Source organism: Vibrio sp. 10N.247.311.13, from assembly GCF_041467595.1.
Lineage (GTDB): Bacteria > Pseudomonadota > Gammaproteobacteria > Enterobacterales > Vibrionaceae > Vibrio > Vibrio crassostreae_C.
Genome location: NZ_JBFSUX010000058.1, coordinates 1 through 19,888 on the forward strand (window position 1 = coordinate 1; position 19,888 = coordinate 19,888).

The 19,888-nt window shown below is 45.1% G+C and carries 17 protein-coding genes; 3 read left to right on the forward strand and 14 right to left on the reverse strand.

Translation table 11 applies throughout. From position 1 onward, the window contains the following. Positions 1-112: 112 nt before the first annotated feature. The 11 genes from pyrF to AB6E52_RS18775 all read right to left on the reverse strand — a co-directional run bounded on the left by pyrF (position 113) and on the right by AB6E52_RS18775 (position 11,716). Positions 113-808: an orotidine-5'-phosphate decarboxylase gene (pyrF, locus tag AB6E52_RS18725; protein ID WP_017078954.1), complete on the reverse strand. Its 696-nt coding sequence runs from the start codon at positions 806-808 to the stop codon at positions 113-115. A 124-nt stretch (positions 809-932) separates the two neighbouring features. Next, positions 933-2,108: a lipopolysaccharide assembly protein LapB gene (gene lapB, locus AB6E52_RS18730; protein ID WP_017060240.1), complete on the reverse strand. Its 1,176-nt coding sequence runs from the start codon at positions 2,106-2,108 to the stop codon at positions 933-935. A 12-nt stretch (positions 2,109-2,120) separates the two neighbouring features. Further along, positions 2,121-2,393 (reverse strand): LapA family protein, encoded by a 273-nt coding sequence (locus AB6E52_RS18735; RefSeq protein WP_017066774.1) that lies wholly within the window; start codon positions 2,391-2,393, stop codon positions 2,121-2,123. A gap of 129 nt (positions 2,394-2,522) precedes the next feature. After that, positions 2,523-2,807 (reverse strand): integration host factor subunit beta, encoded by a 285-nt coding sequence (gene ihfB / locus AB6E52_RS18740; protein WP_017060238.1) that lies wholly within the window; start codon positions 2,805-2,807, stop codon positions 2,523-2,525. 121 nt (positions 2,808-2,928) lie between these two features. Beyond that, positions 2,929-4,599, reverse strand: coding sequence for a 30S ribosomal protein S1 (gene rpsA, locus AB6E52_RS18745; RefSeq protein WP_010439921.1), 1,671 nt, complete (start codon positions 4,597-4,599; stop codon positions 2,929-2,931). A 106-nt stretch (positions 4,600-4,705) separates the two neighbouring features. Beyond that, the gene (gene cmk / locus AB6E52_RS18750; protein ID WP_102321279.1) at positions 4,706-5,386 is read right to left on the reverse strand and encodes a (d)CMP kinase; all 681 of its coding nucleotides are present in this window, start codon (positions 5,384-5,386) and stop codon (positions 4,706-4,708) included. A 292-nt stretch (positions 5,387-5,678) separates the two neighbouring features. Continuing rightward, on the reverse strand, positions 5,679-6,425 hold the full coding sequence (gene kdsB, locus AB6E52_RS18755; protein ID WP_017060236.1) for a 3-deoxy-manno-octulosonate cytidylyltransferase: 747 nt from the start codon (positions 6,423-6,425) through the stop codon (positions 5,679-5,681). Continuing rightward, positions 6,425-6,604 carry a Trm112 family protein gene (locus AB6E52_RS18760; protein ID WP_004736429.1) on the reverse strand — a complete coding sequence of 60 codons (180 nt, stop codon included), beginning with the start codon at positions 6,602-6,604 and terminating at the stop codon, positions 6,425-6,427. Before AB6E52_RS18760 ends, kdsB begins: the two co-directional genes overlap by 1 nt. Further along, the gene (gene lpxK, locus AB6E52_RS18765) at positions 6,585-7,592 is read right to left on the reverse strand and encodes a tetraacyldisaccharide 4'-kinase (RefSeq protein ID WP_102321280.1); all 1,008 of its coding nucleotides are present in this window, start codon (positions 7,590-7,592) and stop codon (positions 6,585-6,587) included. Before lpxK ends, AB6E52_RS18760 begins: the two co-directional genes overlap by 20 nt. A 13-nt stretch (positions 7,593-7,605) precedes the next feature. Further along, positions 7,606-9,354 (reverse strand): lipid A ABC transporter ATP-binding protein/permease MsbA, encoded by a 1,749-nt coding sequence (gene msbA / locus AB6E52_RS18770; RefSeq protein ID WP_102321278.1) that lies wholly within the window; start codon positions 9,352-9,354, stop codon positions 7,606-7,608. A gap of 31 nt (positions 9,355-9,385) precedes the next feature. Continuing rightward, positions 9,386-11,716: a DNA internalization-related competence protein ComEC/Rec2 gene (locus AB6E52_RS18775; protein WP_102321277.1), complete on the reverse strand. Its 2,331-nt coding sequence runs from the start codon at positions 11,714-11,716 to the stop codon at positions 9,386-9,388. A gap of 17 nt (positions 11,717-11,733) precedes the next feature. Here AB6E52_RS18775 and AB6E52_RS18780 point away from each other — a divergent pair, with 17 nt between their 5' ends. Continuing rightward, the gene (locus AB6E52_RS18780; protein ID WP_017060232.1) at positions 11,734-12,246 is read left to right on the forward strand and encodes a DUF2062 domain-containing protein; all 513 of its coding nucleotides are present in this window, start codon (positions 11,734-11,736) and stop codon (positions 12,244-12,246) included. Between the two features lie 205 nt (positions 12,247-12,451). Here AB6E52_RS18780 and lolE read toward each other — a convergent pair whose 3' ends face one another. From lolE to lolC, 3 genes are read right to left on the reverse strand one after another with little or no spacing between them, the layout of a single operon-like run. Next, on the reverse strand, positions 12,452-13,696 hold the full coding sequence (gene lolE, locus AB6E52_RS18785; RefSeq protein ID WP_017060231.1) for a lipoprotein-releasing ABC transporter permease subunit LolE: 1,245 nt from the start codon (positions 13,694-13,696) through the stop codon (positions 12,452-12,454). After that, the gene (gene lolD / locus AB6E52_RS18790; RefSeq protein ID WP_017060230.1) at positions 13,697-14,389 is read right to left on the reverse strand and encodes a lipoprotein-releasing ABC transporter ATP-binding protein LolD; all 693 of its coding nucleotides are present in this window, start codon (positions 14,387-14,389) and stop codon (positions 13,697-13,699) included. Next, positions 14,382-15,590, reverse strand: a complete 1,209-nt coding sequence (lolC, locus tag AB6E52_RS18795) for a lipoprotein-releasing ABC transporter permease subunit LolC (RefSeq protein WP_102321276.1) — start codon at positions 15,588-15,590, stop codon at positions 14,382-14,384. Before lolC ends, lolD begins: the two co-directional genes overlap by 8 nt. Positions 15,591-15,817: 227 nt before the next feature. Between lolC and AB6E52_RS18800 the strand changes: the two genes are divergently transcribed. Both AB6E52_RS18800 and mfd read left to right on the forward strand, forming a co-directional pair. Further along, complete coding sequence (locus AB6E52_RS18800) at positions 15,818-16,387, forward strand: hypothetical protein (protein WP_017065300.1); 570 nt, start codon at positions 15,818-15,820, stop codon at positions 16,385-16,387. Between the two features lie 6 nt (positions 16,388-16,393). Next, complete coding sequence (mfd, locus tag AB6E52_RS18805) at positions 16,394-19,855, forward strand: transcription-repair coupling factor (protein ID WP_102321275.1); 3,462 nt, start codon at positions 16,394-16,396, stop codon at positions 19,853-19,855. The last annotated feature ends 33 nt before the right edge of the window (positions 19,856-19,888 follow it).

Below are 19,888 nucleotides of genomic sequence, written 5' to 3' on the forward strand. Positions count from 1 at the left end.
CTGAGCCCGTAGAGGACTTTCACCTCCTAGATCAACGCCATGCTCGGCGCACAAAAATTAAGGCCAGCAATTTGCTGGCCTTCTTTATTTATATCTCAATCCAAATATAGACTTAAGCAAGCGTACCGTTGATCTCTGCAAGTACAGCAGCAGGGTCTATCGCTTGCGTAATCGGACGACCAATAACAAGGTAGTCTGAACCTGATTCAATCGCTTTAGAAGGCGTCATGATGCGCTTCTGGTCACCAACATCTGCGCCGACAGGACGAATACCTGGAGTAACTAGCTTGAACTCTTGACCAAGTGCACCTTTAAGCAAAGAAGCCTCTTGTGCAGAACATACAACACCGTCTAAGCCAGAGTTTTTCGTTAGAGAAGCCAAGCGCATCACTTGTTGTTGTGGTTCAAGATCCAGACCGATACCCGCTAAGTCAGATTGCTCCATACTGGTGAGTACCGTTACACCGATTAACAGTGGACGATCTTTGCCATAAGGTTCTAAGATTTCGCGAGAAGCCGTCATCATACGCTCACCGCCACTTGCGTGTACGTTCACCATCCAAACACCCAGTTCAGCGGCAGCACGGACTGCTTTTGAACATGTGTTCGGGATGTCGTGGAATTTAAGGTCTAAAAATACTGAGAAACCACGCTTATGTAATTCACGAACAAATTCAGGGCCAAACAGGGTAAACATCTCTTTGCCCACTTTTAGGCGGCAAGATGCTGGGTCAATTCGATCGACAAAGGCTAACGCATCCGCTTGATTATCATAATCCAAGGCTACAATGATTTTTTGGTCGTTCATTTCATCTCCTAACGCAGTTAACTTTCTAAAAATTTCTAATCACCTAAGCAGGTGATAAATAACAGTCATAAAAATGCAGCCCGAAAGCTGCAATTAATAATTTGGTCTTAAAGTGACCACAAATCTATTCACCATCAAGCCCACGAATAGGCTTGATCGTCCCCCACCCTTTACATGAAGGGCAGTGCCAATACAAAGAGTGTGTCGAGAAACCACACTGACGACAACGGTAATGAGGCTTAACCTTAAGCTGTTCACCAACCATAGATTGAAGTGTGGTTAAGCTGTCTTTTGCTCGGCCTTCTTCTGCTTCCGCTAGGTGGTAATCGATTAATCGATAAAAACCTTTCATGGTTGGATTTTTAACAAGCTGCTTTGTCAGTAACTCTTGAGCAGAGCCTACATCTTCATGGTGAGCAACCAATTGCGCCAGCATCAGTTCGGCAGATACACCGGCTTTCTTCTGAATACACGCTTTGAGGAACTCGACCAATTGAGCTTCTTGTCCAAGCTTGTGGTAACACTCAGCAAGGGTTGGCAACACCTCACTGATAAAATCGATATCTTGTTCAAGTACCGATTCAAGACAATCAATTGTCTTTTGGTAATCTTCGTTCGCTAAGTGGAACTTCCCTAGTGCGATACTTGCGCGAACACATTTAGGGTCTTCAGAAAGCGCCTTCTTAAAATGCTGAAGCGCTTTAGAACGATTACCATCGGCTTGTTCTTGCATTGCAAGCTCACACCAGAAATGCGCGACTGTGGCACGCATCTTCATTTTTTTCTTGCCGAGCTTAACTAAGATATTTCCGTAATGGATAGCCTTGTTCCACTCACGGGTCTGCTGATAAATAGCCACCAACTGCTGTAAAGCGCCCTCTTTATGGTCAGGTTCTTCTACAAGTTGTTCAAAGATTTTTTCAGCGCGATCAAGGAAGCCAGAGACCATGTAGTCTTTAGCTAATTGTTGCAGTGCGAGATTTTTCTGATCGAGGGTAAGCCCCGAACGAGAGATGAGATTTTGGTGAATACGAATAGCGCGGTCGACTTCGCCTCGTGAGCGGAACAAGTTGCCCAAAGCCAAGTGAGTATCGATGGTTTCATTGTCTACTTGAAGCAGTTCAATAAAGTGATCAACCGCTTTGTCAGATTGATCTGACAGTAATAGGTTCAAACCCGTCACGTATTGACGGGAGATCTGGTGTGATTGCTTTTGTTTTTCTTGCTGAGCGTTACGATTACCCATATACCAGCCATAAGCGGCTGCGATGGGCAAAAGTAAGAACAGTAACTCTAACATCAAATATAGCCTTTAAGCTTTAGTATCAGCAGCGACCTGCTTTGATTGCTTATTGAGTTGCTTCTTCAAGCGATGAATTTTTAGCTGAGACCGCATGTGCATATTACCAAAGACTAACCAAGCAAGGGCGAAGCCTGAAACGAATACAACACCTAATAAACTTGATAGGTGGAAGTCACCTTGCGCTAGCAGATAGTTGAAATTCACAGTTGTTTGGTTTTGAGAGCCTAAAGCCAGTGCAATTAGGAAAAGTGCGATAACGGCGACTATTTTTATAATTTTCATAGTTCATCACTCATTGGTTGGTTAGCTGTACGATTATGCAGGAAAATTACTAATCAGACCACCATATTATGGTCATAAAAAAGCGGCATACATTATAGTATGCCGCTTTTCTTAATTCCGATAAGTAGGCTACATTCCTGAGTTTACTCGTTCACGCAGCTCTTTACCTGGTTTGAAGTGAGGAACGTATTTACCTTCTAACTCAACCTTGTCACCAGTCTTTGGGTTACGTCCAACACGAGGCTCACGATAATGCAGAGAAAAGCTGCCAAAACCGCGAATTTCGATTCGATCACCACTTTCTAGTGTTGAAGCCATATGCTCTAAAATGTCTTTTACAGCGTCTTCAATTTCTTTTGCAGAAAGATGCGTTTGCTCAGCGCACAGTCTCTCAATCAATTCAGACTTAGTCATAGTTACCCTCGTTGGTTTTCTTTTTAGAAATTATAGACCTATCGGAAAAATAAGCAAAAAAAAAGGAGCCTTACGGCTCCTTTCTTGGCTAGATAGCTATAATTCTCTTAATGAGAAGCTATTATTCGCCTTTAGCAGCTTTGAATGCGTCTGCCATTGCGTTACCGAACGCGCCTTCTTCAGACTTGTTCAGTGAAGCCATTGCTTCTTGCTCATCAGCTTCATCTTTAGCTTTGATAGATAGGTTGATTACGCGGTTCTTACGGTCTACACCAGTGAACTTCGCTTCAACGCTGTCGCCAACGCTTAGGATTAGAGATGCATCTTCGATACGGTCGCGAGAAACTTCAGAAGCGCGGATGTAACCTTCAACGCCTTCGATTAGCTCGATAGTAGCGCCTTTCGCGTCAACTGCAGTAACAGTACCGTTTACAAGAACACCTTTCTTGTTGTCAGCAACGTATGCGTTGAACGGGTCGTTTTCCATTTGCTTAACGCCAAGAGAAATACGCTCACGCTCTGCATCTACTGCTAGAACAACAGCAGAGATTTCGTCGCCTTTCTTGTATTCACGTACAGCTTCTTCGCCGGCAGCGTTCCAAGAAATGTCAGATAGGTGTACAAGACCGTCGATACCGCCTTCTAGACCGATGAAGATACCAAAGTCAGTGATAGACTTGATCTTACCAGTAACTTTGTCGCCCTTAGCTTGCATTTCTGCAAATGACTGCCATGGGTTAGCTTTACACTGTTTCAGACCTAGAGAGATACGACGACGTTCTTCGTCGATATCAAGAACCATAACCTCAACTTCGTCGCCAACATTAACAACTTTAGAAGGGTGGATGTTCTTGTTAGTCCAATCCATTTCAGAAACGTGTACTAGACCTTCAACGCCTTCTTCGATTTCAACGAAGCAGCCGTAGTCAGTTAGGTTTGTAACACGACCAGAAAGCTTGTGACCTTCTGGGTAACGCTTAGCGATTGCTACCCATGGATCTTCGCCTAGTTGCTTAAGACCTAGTGAAACACGAGTGCGCTCACGATCGAACTTAAGAACTTTAACTAGGATTTCGTCACCAACGTTAACGATCTCTGATGGGTGCTTAACGCGCTTCCAAGCCATATCTGTGATATGTAGAAGACCGTCAACACCGCCAAGGTCAACGAATGCACCGTAGTCAGTAAGGTTCTTAACGATACCTTTAACTTCAGTACCTTCTTGTAGAGTTTCAAGAAGTTCGTCACGCTCAACACTGTTTTCAGATTCGATAACAGCACGACGAGAAACAACAACGTTGTTACGCTTCTGGTCTAGCTTGATTACTTTGAACTCTAGCTCTTTGTTTTCTAGGTGAGCAGTGTCACGGATAGGACGTACGTCTACTAGAGAACCAGGAAGGAAAGCACGGATACCGTTAAGTTCAACAGTGAAACCGCCTTTAACTTTACCGTTGATGATACCAACAACAGTTTCAGCTTCTTCGCAAGCTTTCTCAAGTACGATCCAAGCTTCGTGACGCTTAGCTTTCTCACGAGAAAGTTGAGTTTCACCGAAACCATCTTCAACAGCGTCTAGAGCTACGTCTACTTCAGCACCAACTTCAACTTCAAGTTCGCCAGCAGCGTTCTTGAATTGTTCAGCAGGGATAGCAGATTCAGACTTAAGACCAGCGTCTACAAGAACGAAACCGTTCTCGATAGCTACTACAGTACCTTTAACGATGCTGCCTTGTTGGAATTCAGTTTCAGATAGAAACTCTTCAAAGAGTTGAGCAAAAGATTCAGTCATTATTTAATCTTCAATAATTAAACGTCCATGGGTATCCTACCGCATGGGGTTGATAAATTCGCCGGTCATCATCCTTGCGACCAACGTTCGTACTAGCTCGGCGAAATTACCCAGCCAGTTTCGATTCAATATAGTGTAGTGCTTTTTCTACTACCTGCTCAATATTCATTGAGGTGGAATCAAGCACTAGAGCATCCTCTGCAGGGCGAAGTGGCGCCACTGGGCGATTACGATCTCGGTCGTCTCGCTCTTGGATCTCGCTCAAAAGGTCGTCAAATTTAACATCTAACCCCTTCTGTTGCAACTGTTTAAGGCGGCGACTCGCACGCTCTTCAGCACTTGCATCTAAAAATATTTTCGCTTCAGCTTCAGGAAACACAACCGTTCCCATGTCACGGCCATCTGCAACCAAACCAGGCGCAGCGCTGAATGCACGTTGACGACGAAGCAGTGCTTCGCGAACGCGAGGTAAAGCAGCAACTTTTGAAGCCGCCATGCCAGTCTCTTCTTTACGAAGTTCACCAGACACATCTTCACCTTCTAGGATAACCTTAACTAAGTCGCCTTCAGCAACAAACTGCACGTCTAAGTGTGTAGCAAGCGGTACTAAAGCATCCTCTGATTCAGTATCCACACCATGGTGAATTGCCGCTAAAGCCAATACGCGATAGATCGCGCCTGAGTCTAGAAGATGAAAGCCTAGCTTATCTGCTAGCAACATACACAGGGTACCTTTACCTGCACCACTTGGTCCATCAACCGTAATCACTGGGCTTTGAGAAGGCATCTTTTACTCCACGTTTTGTCGTAAGTTTTATTCTGTACTAGCGATTCGCCACTACTTTATAGGCGGCATATTATAGAGAAAAATTGGAACTCGAGCGAGGTAAATCTCAGATAATTCCGTGTTGATGATGCATAAACCAATGCAACTATCTCAATATCCGTTTGCTTAGGTTAATAAGACACGCACGCGCTTTTCGATAGCGCACTTTTCGATAGATAGAAAAAAGCCTCGCAATAGGCAAGGCTCATGATTTTTCATTTTGTAGAGCAAACAAGAATTCGCTCAAAGAAGCTTAACCAATAATAGCTCGAACCGCTTCTAGGTCTTCAGGCGTATCAACACCAGCCGCAGGTGCTTCCGCCGCAACGTCTACGTGGATTTTTTCACCGTACCAAAGTACTCGTAATTGCTCTAGGCACTCAATACGTTCAAGAGTGCTTGGTTCCCAGTTAATGTAGGTATTGATAAAACCCGCTCGGTAAGCATAGATACCAATATGACGAAGCAAAGGAGATTCCGCTGCAGTACCGTTGTTCGCGTAAGCATCGCGATCCCAAGGGATGGTTGCTCGGCTAAAATACAAGGCATAACCGTCTTTATCGGTTACAACTTTAACGGCATTAGGGTTAAACACTTCATCAGCATGAGTGATTTCCACACCTAACGTTGCCATCGGAGCTGTACTGTTAGCAAGATTGTTGGCAACCTGATTAATGATTGAAGGTGGGATAAGTGGCTCATCACCTTGAACATTCACGATAATATGATCATCAGGAATATTCATAACTTCAATCACTTCAGCTAGGCGTTCAGTGCCCGATTCGTGATTCGGTGATGTCATACAAACGGTCGCGCCAAATGCTTTAGCCGCTTTTTCAACTCGAGCGTCGTCGGTAGCGATAATAACGTTATCGGCACCCGCTTTCATTGACTGTTCGTATACCCATTGAATCATCGGCTTTCCACCAATGTCAGCAAGTGGCTTCCCTGGTAAACGGCTCGATTGGTATCTTGCAGGTATAACAACCGTATAAGACATTACTTACCCTCATCCATAGAAACGGTGCGAGCTTCAGGTTCTAAAAGAACAGGAATACCCTCTTTAATTGGGTAAGCAAGGCGATCAATTTTACAAACAAGCTCTTGCTTATCCTTGTCAAAAGTTAGTTTACCTTTACATACAGGGCAAGCAACGATCTCAAGTAGACGGTGATCCATAGTATTCCATAACCTCTTTTATTCTTTTTAAAATTTGCTGTTGCGAATCTTCATCAAACTGCGCAGAAACTGGAAGATACCACCAGTTATCTTGCGCATATTCTTCGCATTTTACAGCGTCTTTTTCTGTCATAATCAGATTCATACCTTTATTAGCTAAGGCATGAAGTTCATCTTTATCAAAATCTTGATGGTCGGCGAAGCCCTGTGTGAAAACCACATCACCATCAAGATCTTCCAATGTTTTAAAAAAGCGCGGTGGGTGGCCAATACCGGCAAAAGCCACCAGCTTGTGTAATTTTGCCACAGACCTTTTCTGACCAGTCTTTAGGTTAACTGCTTGGCTTGGAAGCAAAGACATCGAGAACTCTCGACCGTGCGCTTTACCGCCATTGTTTACCAAAAAGTCGACTTCATCTAAACGAGAAACCGGCTCTCGTAATGGACCTAAAGGAATCAAACTCTCACTACCAAAGCGTCTTGCGCCGTCGATAACTGCAAATTCAATGTCGCGTTCAAGCGCGTAATGCTGAAGGCCATCGTCAGTGATAATCACATCAACGCCTTTGCTCAGCAATGCTTTCACTGCGTTAGCTCGCACAGGGTCGACTGCGACTGGCGCACCAGTTCGCTTACGAATCAAGCGAGGTTCATCACCCGAATGCTCAGCTGGGGTATTTTCATCCAACACCAACGGATAGCTTGGTGCTTTTGCACCGTAGCCACGAGATACGACTCCGGGTTTAAAGCCGTGAGCCTGAAGCATCTCAACTAACCAAATCACAACCGGTGTTTTACCATTTCCACCAGCAGTAATATTGCCCACAACAATAACAGGTAAAGGCGGGCGGTAGGTCTCTTTATTCCCAGAGAGATAAGCGTCACGACGCCGACTACTGATCATTTTGAACAGCAGACTCAGTGGCCACAAAAGCGGCCAGAGAAGATATTTCAACGGGTGATTGTTAAACCAAATCTTTTCGATCACAACAAGACCTAATTTATCCGCTGAACTGAATTCGGTGTAATTGTGCATAAGCACCATCATGCGCGATTAGCTCAGCATGTGCGCCCCTTTCTACAATATGTCCATCATCAACCACTAGAATTTCATCAGCTTGCTCGATGGTAGAGAGTCTGTGTGCGATAACTAATACTGTTTTGTCTTTCTGCAGTTCTTCTAGTGCAGATTGAATAGCTCTCTCTGACTCTGTATCCAGTGCAGACGTTGCCTCATCAAGAATCAAAACCGGTGCATCTCTCAATAGCGCTCGTGCAATCGCAATACGCTGTCTTTGACCACCAGATAGACTCGCGCCATTCTCGCCCACAACCGTATCAATGCCATTTTCCATACCATCGATAAACTCACTTGCATGAGCAAGCTTAGCCGCGTATTCGATCTGTTCACGTGAATACTGTTCTTCTGCTGCGTAAGCGATGTTGTTAGCCACCGTATCGTTAAACAGATGTACATTTTGAGAAACGAGCGCAAAGTGCTCACGCAGATTTCTCAATTCGTAATCACGAATGTCGTGGCCATCAAGCTCAATTGAACCAGAGTCTACGTCATAAAAACGAGTAAATAGGTTGGCAATGGTACTCTTACCCGAACCCGATCGCCCAACAAGCGCAACCGTTTTACCTTTCGGTATATTAAAGCTGACCTTATCAAGTGCTGGTTTTTCTGCACCGTCATAAGTAAACGTGACATCTTTTACTGCAACTTCACCCGTTACAGTTTCAGGTTTCAACGTTCCTTTGTTTTGCTCGGTATCTAGATCCATCAAGCCAAATAGAGTCGTACTCGCAGCCATACCACGTTGGAATTCAGACGTTACGTTAGTTAACGCCTTTAGCGGACGTAATAGACCAAACATTGCAGAGAAGACAACGGTAAACGTACCAGGAGTAAGCTCGGCTTTAATAGAATCGACACTAGCAAGGAATAGAACAACAACAATCGCAACTGATGCGATCATTTGAATAATCGGGTTAGCGGCCGCTTGAGCAGTGATTAACTTCATGCTTTGTTGGCGCATTTGGTTACTAACTTTATCAAAGCGGTGTTTTTCTAGATCTTGACCACCGTAAGTTAGAACCACTTTATGCCCTTTCAGCATTTGTTCAGCTGAAGAAGCAACGTGACCCATGCTAGTTTGCATGTTCTTAGAGATCTTTCTGAATCGCTTCGATACGATACTGATCGCCCACGCAACCAAAGGCGCTACAGCAAATAACACCAAAGATAACTGCCAACTATTCCAGAACATCAGCGTCAACAAGCCAATAATACTTGCACCTTCACGGACAATACTGACTAACGCTTTACTGGTTGCTGCAGACACTTGCTCTGAATCGTAAGTAATTCGAGATAGCAATGCGCCTGTCTGTTCTTTATCGAAGAAAGAAACAGGCATGTGCATGAAATGGCTGAAAATCTTACGACGAATTTCCATCACCACATTGCCAGAGACCCAACTCAAGCAATAGGTTGAAACAAAGCCACTGACGCCACGAACGAACATCATGGCAAAGATAATAAGTGGAAGTGTACGTAAAAAGTCAGATTCAGCATTACCAAAGCCTTCATCAAGTAACGGCTTTAGTAAGGAAATCATATAGGTATCAGAAACGGCATTTATAATAAGCGCAATTACCGCAACACCTAGGCCGGCCTTATATAATCGAATATAAGTCCAAAGTCTTTTAAATGTGACCCAGGTAGTTTCATCTGTTTGTGTTGACATAGAATCGCTTAATTTTCTCACAATAATCTATCTATTCTACTCCCTTACGGAGCATCTGCCTATACCACTGCCCGCCTTGTTGTTCTCTAATCGCATGATATTGCCAACCTTCTTTGCTAAGAGTGATGGTTATTTGTCCGCTTTCTCCAGTATCTAGCCAAGTACTCCCCGCTTCCTGATAACGTTCAATAACAAACTCACTCGGCATTCCCCACTGGTTGCCTTTGGCAAGAGAAGCTATCGCCAGCTGAGGAGACACCGCCTCAATAAACGACTTAATCGATGACGAATCGCTGCCATGATGCGGAACCAACATAACATCACTCCTTAGCTGTTCTCCTTCACGAGCAAGTAACCACTCACTTACCAGTTCAATATCACCAGTGAGCAACATTGAGAAATCAGCACTATGATCTGAGATCTTGACCACACACGAATGTGGGTTATACGCCCTCTTTACTTGCTTAGGCGGCCACAACACCTCAAAAACAACATCTTGCCAGTTCCAAACCTCTCCAATAGTACATGTTTGAATATTAGACGGGGCTTGAGTGATAGATTGGCGTTCTTGAATAATGTTCTGACTGGTTCTTATCCACTTTGGCGTATAGTTCTCAAGTAATGCCGGATAACCACCAGCATGGTCAGAATCGAAATGACTCACAATCACGCCTTCTAATTCATAAATCCCCCGCTGATTCAAAGTAGGAATCAACAAAGACTCAACAACCGAGCCTCCTGGCCACGCATTGCCAAGATCATAAACAACAATCTGATTGTTCTTTTCCAAGACCAAAGACAACCCATGCCCAACATCCAAGATATCAATAGTTAGTTTGTCTTGCTGGGGTTTGCTGAACTCCCACCACAGCACAAACACTGCAGTTACCAATATCGATAATGTTCGCTTGAAATACCGACTAACAAAGCTCAAAAACAAGATAAGGAATACTGATAATGCAATCGTCTGATTATCGACTTGGATCCAAAATCGCTCAGAGAAAGGAAGACTAAATACGAGAGGCTCAAGCGATAAGTCGACTAACTTCCACAGCTGACTGACCAAATCATTGTCTAGCGCTGTTATACCAACCACGCCAGACACTGACTCCGATATTAAGCTTAGAAACATTGCCAGAAACAACAGCGGGATCGTCACCATCGATACCCAAGGCAAAAGGAACAAGTTGTAGAAAACAGAGACTAAACTGACCCCTTTGAAAAACAACATCGAGAAAGGTGCGATAAGGAATGTCAGCATCAGTTGAAGCTTAATAAGTTGGAGTGCGTGGTCGATAAATGTAAAGCTTGAAGCTGAGCGCTGAGTATTACAGGCGATATAGAAAACAGCGCCCAATGCACCAAAGGACAACCAAAAACTGCTCGACAAAGCTGAAAACGGCCAAATCAGCAGAACCACGCACAGACTTAAAGTAACATACCGAAGCAAACTGGTATTTTGCCCACGCCACAAGAAATAACTCGCGATAACGCACATCACCAAAGCTCTCAAAGTTGGCAGCGTGAATCCAGCAAACCAACTATAGAAATACGCCAAGCCGAGCCCGAATATTGTAGGTAACCAAAGAAATGAAGGGGAAAGTAACCTTAATATCTTGCCAATCTGATAGCCGATACCAAAGGCAATCCCAATATGCAGCCCCGAAATAGCCATCAAGTGAATCAGGCCACTGCTTTTAAGCATATCCCACCGCTGAGGCGGAATAAGGTCTCGATATCCAAAACTCAAAGCGATAATGAGATCTTGATTTGCCAGCAGACTTAACCTTTCAAGGCTGGCTTCAAACCATTGGGCGCGTAAGTTGGTGCTAGAATGAATTCGGTACTTGGTATCTGCTCTGTAAGTTGCATTGGCAACCACGCCAGCACTAAACAAGTACTTTTCTCGGTCAAAGCCGGCTTCGTTGAGTTTGCCCCATATCGGCTTTATTGAGGCCGATAAATAGACATCATCTCCAAGCGTTAGCTTGAAAGGAGTAAACAAACGCAATTTTATCAATTGAGGAAAGATTAATTTTTCGCCGCCAATTGATCTGACTACTATTACGCTTTCAAAACCGTGGCTATTTTCACTAAAAAGGCTAACAACCGACGCATTTATGGTAGTATTCTGCCCTGATTGGAATAAGCGACTCGTTTGTATTTCAATCGCATTCCCTAGGCAGATAACTAGTATCAATGCTGTTACTGGACCTCTTGCACTCCGGAAAACGCTATACTTTGTTGGTGCTAGCAGTAACAACAGCATCAATGGTGCCCAAACCCAATGTGGCATCACAGGCCAGAAGCTGGCAGACACAACTGTCGCAGCAAATGAAATCAAGAACCAAGTGTTAAACAAGAGAGTAGCTTCCTCCTATGCCAAGAAAGTTTATCAAACGATTTATGCCTGACCATGATCTAATCAAGCGTCAGAAAGCATTGAAAGTTTTTGGCAATGTTTTGTACAACCCCAACTTATGGTGCCTTAATCGTCGCTCTGCGGCTGGCGCGTTTGCTGTTGGGTTATTCATGGCGTTTGTCCCTCTACCAAGTCAAATGATTATGTCTGCAGGCCTTGCTGTTGCATGTGGCGTTAACCTGCCTTTAGCTGTCGCACTTGTTTGGATCAGTAACCCGGTTACCATGCCTGTTCTCTTCTACTTTGCTTATAAAGTCGGGGCGTTTGTTATGCATGTGCCACCGCAAGCCTTCCATTTCGAATTGTCTTGGGACTTCATCTTGGCGCAAATGAGCACTATAGGGCCTCCGTTCTTATTGGGTTGTCTGATTTGTGGCGTGGTTTCAGCAATGATTGGCTACTTTGGTATTCGCGGTTTATGGCGCTACTCAGTAGTAAGAAGTTGGAAGAAGCGACAAGCAAGGCACTGAACGCCATTTCTTGTTATTCAATCTAACCTTGTATGCGCTTCACTTAAAACGTACACAAGTTAAAATCGGATGAGCTACTTACCTCTGCAAGATTAGCATGTAACGAAAGTCGTAAAGAACACGAATTGAATTCAATAAAAAAGGATCCCACTGGGATCCTTTTTTGTATCGACTGAAAACTGACGGCCTGTTATTTAGGCGAATGCTATTTAGAACTCAGCACTGAGGCTGGATTCAACTTCGCCGCGCGTGATGCTGGGTACCATGTCGCCAGTAAACTCAGCACAATCGCAGTGCCGGAAACCACAACAACATCCGTCATATCAAGTTGTGATGGCAAGAAGTCGACAAAATAGATATCACCGGACAAGAACTGGTGATCGACCAACTTTTCAAGTCCTTTGATTAGTGTCGTGAGATTAAGAGCGACTAGCACACCTATTGCACTGCCCACTAAACTGCCTAACACGCCTGAGAATACGCCCTGCCAAACAAAGATGCGCTTCACAAGGCCGTCTGATGCACCCATGGTTCTTAAAATCGCGATCTCTGATGCTCTGTCTTTTACTGCCATCATTAGCGTCGAGACAATATTGAAACAAGCCACACCAATAACCAGTACCATCACCAGATACATGATGGTACGAACGAGTTGGATATCTCGATACAAGAAACCAAACTTCTGCTGCCAGCTTCGTAGATACACATACACATCAAGCTGATTGCCCACTTCACGCACAATAGAGTTCGCGTTCAGCACATCGGTCACTTTTAAAGAGACTCCAGTTACCGCCTCACCTAAGTTGGCGTAGACCTGAGCATCACCAATCGGAATCAGAGCCAAGCTGTGGTCAATCTGGCCATTAAGCGTCAGCAAGCCAACCACTTTCACTCGAACACGCTTTGGCGCCTGAACCTTCACAGAACCGTTTACCGCTGGAATCATCAAAGTCAGATAATCACCGACTTTCGCACCCAGCACATTCGCTACACCAGAACCTAAGATGATTTGTTGTTGCCCTGCTTTAAACTCACTCCAAGCTTGCTTATCGATAAAACTCGACAGGCTCGATACTTGTTGCTCAAGTTGTGGGTCAACGCCACGAACTTCAATTGCTTTGAGTTCTTTGCCCTTTTCAGCAAGCGCTGTAATTTTTACATAAGGCGCAGCAGCAACGACTTTATCGTGCTTAACCGACTCCTCAATCACGTGCTCCCAACGAGTCACAGGCTCATTCACGCCTTCAAATTCACCATGAGGAATGACAGAAAGTACTCGTGATTGAAGCTCTCGCTCAAAGCCATTCATCGCAGATAAGCCGATAATGATCACCGCGACACCAACCGCAATACCAATGGTCGAAGACAATGAGATGAACGACACCATCTTGTCTCGTTGTTTCGCACGGCTAAATCGGCCGCCTATCAATAGAGATAAAGAGGAAAACACTTAGCTCTCCTCTTTTTCTACGTTGACCAGTAAACCATCTTGCATGTGAAGTTGGCGATCCATCTTACCGGCAAGTTCACCATCGTGAGTCACGACCAAAAAGGCAGTATCGTATTCACGGTTCAGTTCACGCATTAAGTCGTAAATAGACAGTGCGGTGTTATGGTCAAGGTTACCGGTTGGTTCATCCGCCAACACTAGCGCAGGCTTATTCACCAATGCACGAGCAATCGCCACACGTTGCCTCTCGCCACCAGAAAGCTCTGAAGGTCGGTGGTCCACGCGGTGACTCAATCCAACTTTGTCCAACAAACGTTGTGCTTCTTGCTTTGCTTTAGCGGGCTTTTCGCCGCCAATCAATAACGGCATCGCCACGTTTTCTAAAGCTGAAAAGTCAGATAGAAGATGATGGAACTGATACACAAAGCCAAGATGCTGGTTGCGAAGCTTCGCCTGCTTATTCGAACTCAAAGATGCTAAATCTTGACCAAGAAAACTCACACTGCCCGCAGAAGCATCGTCTAATGCGCCTAAGATATGCAGTAAGGTACTTTTGCCCGAGCCAGAGGTACCGATGATTGCTACTAGCTCACCCTTTTCGATGTCAAAGCTGACTCCCTTGAGCACCTCAGTATCTAACGAGCCTTCACGGTACGTTTTACGGATATCATTACATTGAAGAAAATTACTCATAACGAAGGGCCTCAGCAGGTTTCACAGACGATGCACGATAAGAAGGGAATACAGTGGCAATCAGGCTAAGTGCAATAGCCAGAACCACAACAACAGCGATTTGAATTGGGTTAATCAAAATTGGTAACTGTCCACCAAAGGAGAATAGAGCAACGCCCATCGCCTCTAAAATAGTATTAAGGTTCATCGCTAGAGCAACGCCTAACACACCACCAGAGAGCGCACCAATCACGCCACTACTTGCGCCCTGAACCATAAAGATGCCCATCACTTGGCCGTCAGTCATGCCCTGAGTTTTAAGTATCGCGACCTCAGATTGTTTCTCCATCACCACCATAATCAGCGCAGAGATAATATTAAATGCAGCAACCCCGATGATCAGACCAAGCATTAGGCCCATCATGTTTTTCTCCATACGAACCGCTTGGAACAGCTCGCCACGTTGGTCACGCCAATCGCTCCACAACCATCCATCAGGTAAGGGTTGGTTCGATAGTTCCGCGACTTCAAATGGGTCTTCAAAAAACAGTCGCCAACCTGAAATGGTGTCTGACTTATAACGCATCAAACGCCCAGCATCTTGGATATCCGTCACCATAAGTTGGGCATCAATATCCGAGCCCGTATTAAAGATACCAGCTACGGTGAAATTACGTTGGCTAGGAATACGCCCCAATGGTGTGTATTGACTCGCGCTGGTCACCATTAGACGAACTTTGTCGCCCATCGATACTTTTAGGTTTCTCGCCAGAGTATGACCAAGAAACAGCTGATATTGCCCAGCTTGAAGTGAAGACAAGCGACCCGCGATTAAGTGGTCTTGAAGTGGATCATCAGAATTGGGTTGGATGCCAATCAAAAGGCCAGCAGAAAGCTGAGCAGGGCTCTGAATCACTGCCTCACTGCGGACAATCGGTTCAACGTGACCATTAAGCGAGATTTGCTCTGCAAAATTAGGCGCTTGGGCAGAAAGAGAGGTAGTGCCATCTTGCTCATAAACCACCGCTTGAGGAAGAACACCAAGAATTCGGTCTTTTAACTGCGCTTCGAATCCATTCATTACCGATAAAACAGTAACCAAAGACAGCACACCAATGGTGATACCTGCCGTCGACATATAAGAAACAAAACGGCTAAAGCGATCACCTGAACGGCCTTTCAAATAGCGTAGGCCAACAAACAACGAAATAGGATGAAACATACTTTGAACCATCTAAAGGGGATGCGGGTTAATGTAACGGGTATTGCTGTTACTGTGTAGGGGTTAATTGAAAATATAGAGTGAATTAACTCAATTAGTTAGGCTTGAAAAACAGAACCTTGTCAAATAGCCAAATTTCAAACAACTATTTGAGACTTTCAATTAACTGACCTTGATTACTGTGGCCACATAGCGATAATCAATAGATCACTTCAAGGAACTAACGCATGACAGAACAAGAGTTTTTCACCGTTCACCATAGCCTTACCGCTAATATTGAACCAATGGACAGCGGCTTCACTTTACCTTCTCAAATTCAATTCGAATCTGAGATCCCAGCACCATTTGTGGTGGCAAGTGAATTTAGCCAATTGGATCTGTTAGCTGACAGCGCTCGAGCGGAACTGAAAAACAGCGACTTGAAGAATGTCACCAGTTTATTGGATGCACAAAACTCAAAATTAAACCTCTTGTTGAGCTTTATGTTATCGCAGCAAGATGATGAGAAATTTCGCACTCACACCTATTCATTTGGTGCGAGTCAGTTTTCCTGCTTTTCAAAAGCAGACATCGAACCGGGTCGCTTAGTAAAAGCCAAACTTTTTCTAGAGCACCCAGCTGCAGCCATTTATTGCTACGCAGAAGTATTTGCTAGCGAGGCGAAAGACTCAGGTTTCGAAATCAAATTTAAATACGCTCATCTTCGCGATACCGACCAAGACCTGCTCATTAAAGCGGCACTTTATCAACAACAGAAACTCTTGCGTCAACGCTCTCTAGACCGAGATAACAAGTAAATTAACATGACCAAAAAATCCATATTTACACTACCTAAACTTAAAGGTGCCGGTAACAAAAAGCACATCGGTAACCTAGTCGGTTCGTCTCTCGCTCTTGCCATTGCCAAACTCGCAGAGCAACACAACAGCCATACCGTCTTGGCTGTACCCGACCCACAAGTGGCGCTTAAGCTTCAATCTGAAATTGAACAGTTTACGGCACATGAAGTCGCATTATTCCCTGACTGGGAAACGCTGCCATACGATAGCTTCTCGCCGCACCAAGAGATCATCTCAGATCGTATCGCACGCCTTTACGCACTGCCAACACTAAAAGATGGCATCACGATCGTTCCGATCAGCACGTTATTGCAACGCCAGTCACCGCGTGACTTTTTGCTACAACACACGTTAATGGTGAAAACGGGCGATCTCTACTCTTTAGAGAAGCTGCGTCTACAGCTTGAAAAGTCAGGCTATCGTTACGTTGACCAAGTGTTTGGCCCCGGTGAATACGCAAGCCGTGGCTCTATTCTCGATCTGTTCCCAATGGGCAGTAAAGACCCGTATCGAATCGATTTTTTCGATGACGAAATCGACACTATTCGTACTTTCGATCCTGAAAACCAGCGTTCTATTGAAGACATCTCTGAGATCCGCCTGTTACCAGCGCACGAATTCCCAACCTCGGAAACGGCGATTGAAGACTTCCGTATTCGCTGGCGCCAACAGTTTGATGCCCGCCGTGAACCAGAGTCAGTTTACATGCAGGTATCTAAAGGCACATGGCCTGCGGGTATTGAGTACTGGCAGCCTCTATTCTTCGATCACACAGAAACACTGTTTGACTATGTTGCCGATGAAGCGCAACTCTTGGTTCTGGGTGACGTAGAAACCGCGGTTGATTCGTTCCTTACTGATGTCGCTCACCGATACGAACAGCGCGGTGTTGACCCATTACGGCCACTTCTCACGCCTGAACAACTGTGGTTGAAGAAAGACGAGCTGTTCGCTCACTTCAAACAGAAGCCACAAGTTAACCTGAGTCTAGATTCGATTGAAGAGAAAGCAGGCCGCACCAACTTGCCTGTCGTGTCATTACCTGACCTCAGCGTTCAGCATCAAAATAAAGAACCTTTAGCTAACCTAAGAAAGTTCACAGAAGCCTTCGACGGCAAAGTAGTATTTTCGGTTGAATCAGAAGGTCGTCGTGAAGCGCTGAGTGAACTGCTTCGTGGTATTAAAGTACGACCAAGCGAAGTTGAAAACCTCGATGCCTCAATTAAAGGCAAAGACAAGTTCAGCCTCATCCTTGGCTCTGCTGAACACGGTTTTATCCATGAAGAGCAAAACATCGCCCTTATCTGTGAAAGCGACCTGTTGGGTGATCGCGTTGTTCAGCGCCGTAAGAAAGACAAAAAAAGTGTTAACAGCGACACTGTCATTCGTCACTTAGCCGAACTTAAACCGGGTCAACCTGTTGTTCACATTGACCACGGTATTGGTCGCTACATTGGCTTGCAAACACTCGAAGCCGGTGGCATGAAAACCGAATATGTAACGCTTGAGTATCAAAACGATGCCAAGCTCTACGTGCCAGTAGCATCTTTGAACTTAATCGGGCGTTACTCGGGTGGCGCTGAAGATTCAGCACCTCTGCATAAACTCGGTGGCGAAGCATGGCAAAAAGCTCGTAAACGCGCCGCGGAGAAAGTACGTGACGTTGCAGCAGAGCTACTTGATGTTTACGCTAAGCGTGAGCTAAAACCTGGCTACAAGTTTGTACTCGACCGTGGCCAATACGCGACTTTCAAATCTGGCTTTCCGTTTGAAGAGACCGATGACCAAGCGATGGCCATCAATGCCGTTATGTCTGATATGTGCCAAGCCAAAGCCATGGACCGTTTGGTGTGTGGTGATGTTGGCTTTGGTAAAACCGAAGTCGCGATGCGTGCAGCATTCGTTTGTACCGACAACAGCAAACAAGTAGCGGTTTTAGTTCCTACTACTCTACTTGCTCAGCAACACTTCGAAAACTTCCGTGACCGTTTCGCCAACTTGCCGATTCGTGTTGAGGTTCTATCCCGATTCAAATCAGCTAAAGAGCAGAAGTTGATCATGCAAGATGTCGCCGACGGTAAGGTCGATATCTTAGTGGGTACTCACAAGCTACTTTCGAGTGATATTAAGTTTAAAGACCTTGGCTTGCTGGTTGTCGATGAAGAACACCGATTTGGTGTGCGTCAGAAAGAGAAAGTGAAAGCGATGCGTGCGGATGTCGATATTCTAACGCTTACTGCGACACCGATCCCGCGAACGCTGAACATGGCAATGAGTGGCATGCGTGACCTTTCGATCATCGCTACACCACCCGCACGACGCTTGGCAATTAAAACCTTCGTTCGCGAGAGTGATGATGCCATCGTCAGAGAAGCGGTGCTGCGTGAAATCATGCGTGGTGGCCAGGTTTACTTCCTACACAACCAAGTCGACACGATTGAGAAAACAGCAGAGTCATTGCAAAAGCTGATTCCAGAGGCGCGCGTGACTGTAGCTCATGGCCAGATGCGAGAGCGCGAACTGGAACGCATCATGAATGACTTCTACCACCAGCGCTTCAACTTACTGGTGTGTACAACCATCATTGAAACCGGTATCGACGTACCAACGGCAAATACCATCTTGATGGATAGAGCCGATAACCTTGGTTTAGCACAGCTGCACCAATTACGTGGTCGTGTAGGTCGTTCGCACCACCAAGCTTATGCTTACTTGTTAACGCCACACCCTAAAGCAATGACCAAAGATGCGATCAAGCGATTGGATGCGATTGCTTCGCTCGAAGACTTGGGCGCAGGCTTTACCTTAGCAACTCACGATTTAGAGATTCGTGGTGCGGGTGAGCTGTTAGGTGATGAACAGAGTGGTCAAATCCAGTCAGTTGGTTTCACCTTGTACATGGAGATGCTTGAACAAGCGGTTGAAGCATTGAAGGAAGGTCGAGAGCCATCGCTTGATGACCTACTGCGTGAACAAACTGAAATTGAGATGCGTTTGCCAGCACTATTACCAGATGACTACATCCCAGACATCAATACACGTTTGTCTACCTATAAGCGTATTGCGAGTGTGAGTGACTCCGACGAATTGGCAGAGTTGAAAGTCGAGCTGATTGATCGCTTCGGCCTTCTGCCTGATGCAACCAAGAACTTGTTATCAGTTTCTGAGCTAAAATTAGCCGCAGCGTCTATCAAAGCGAAGAAAATTGAAGCCCACGATAAGGGTGGATTCTTAGAATTCTACCCGGATGCTGACATAAACCCGACCTACCTTGTTAAACTGTTGCAATCTCAACCGCAAAAGTTTTCAATGGAAGGACCAACAAAGTTCAAGTTTACGATACCATTGGTCGACAGACGGAAACGAATTCAATTTGTTAGTGATTTATTGGGCGAATTCAGACAAAACTTGCTGCCTTCAGCATAAGACCCAATCCACTTGCACATATAAATTATCCAG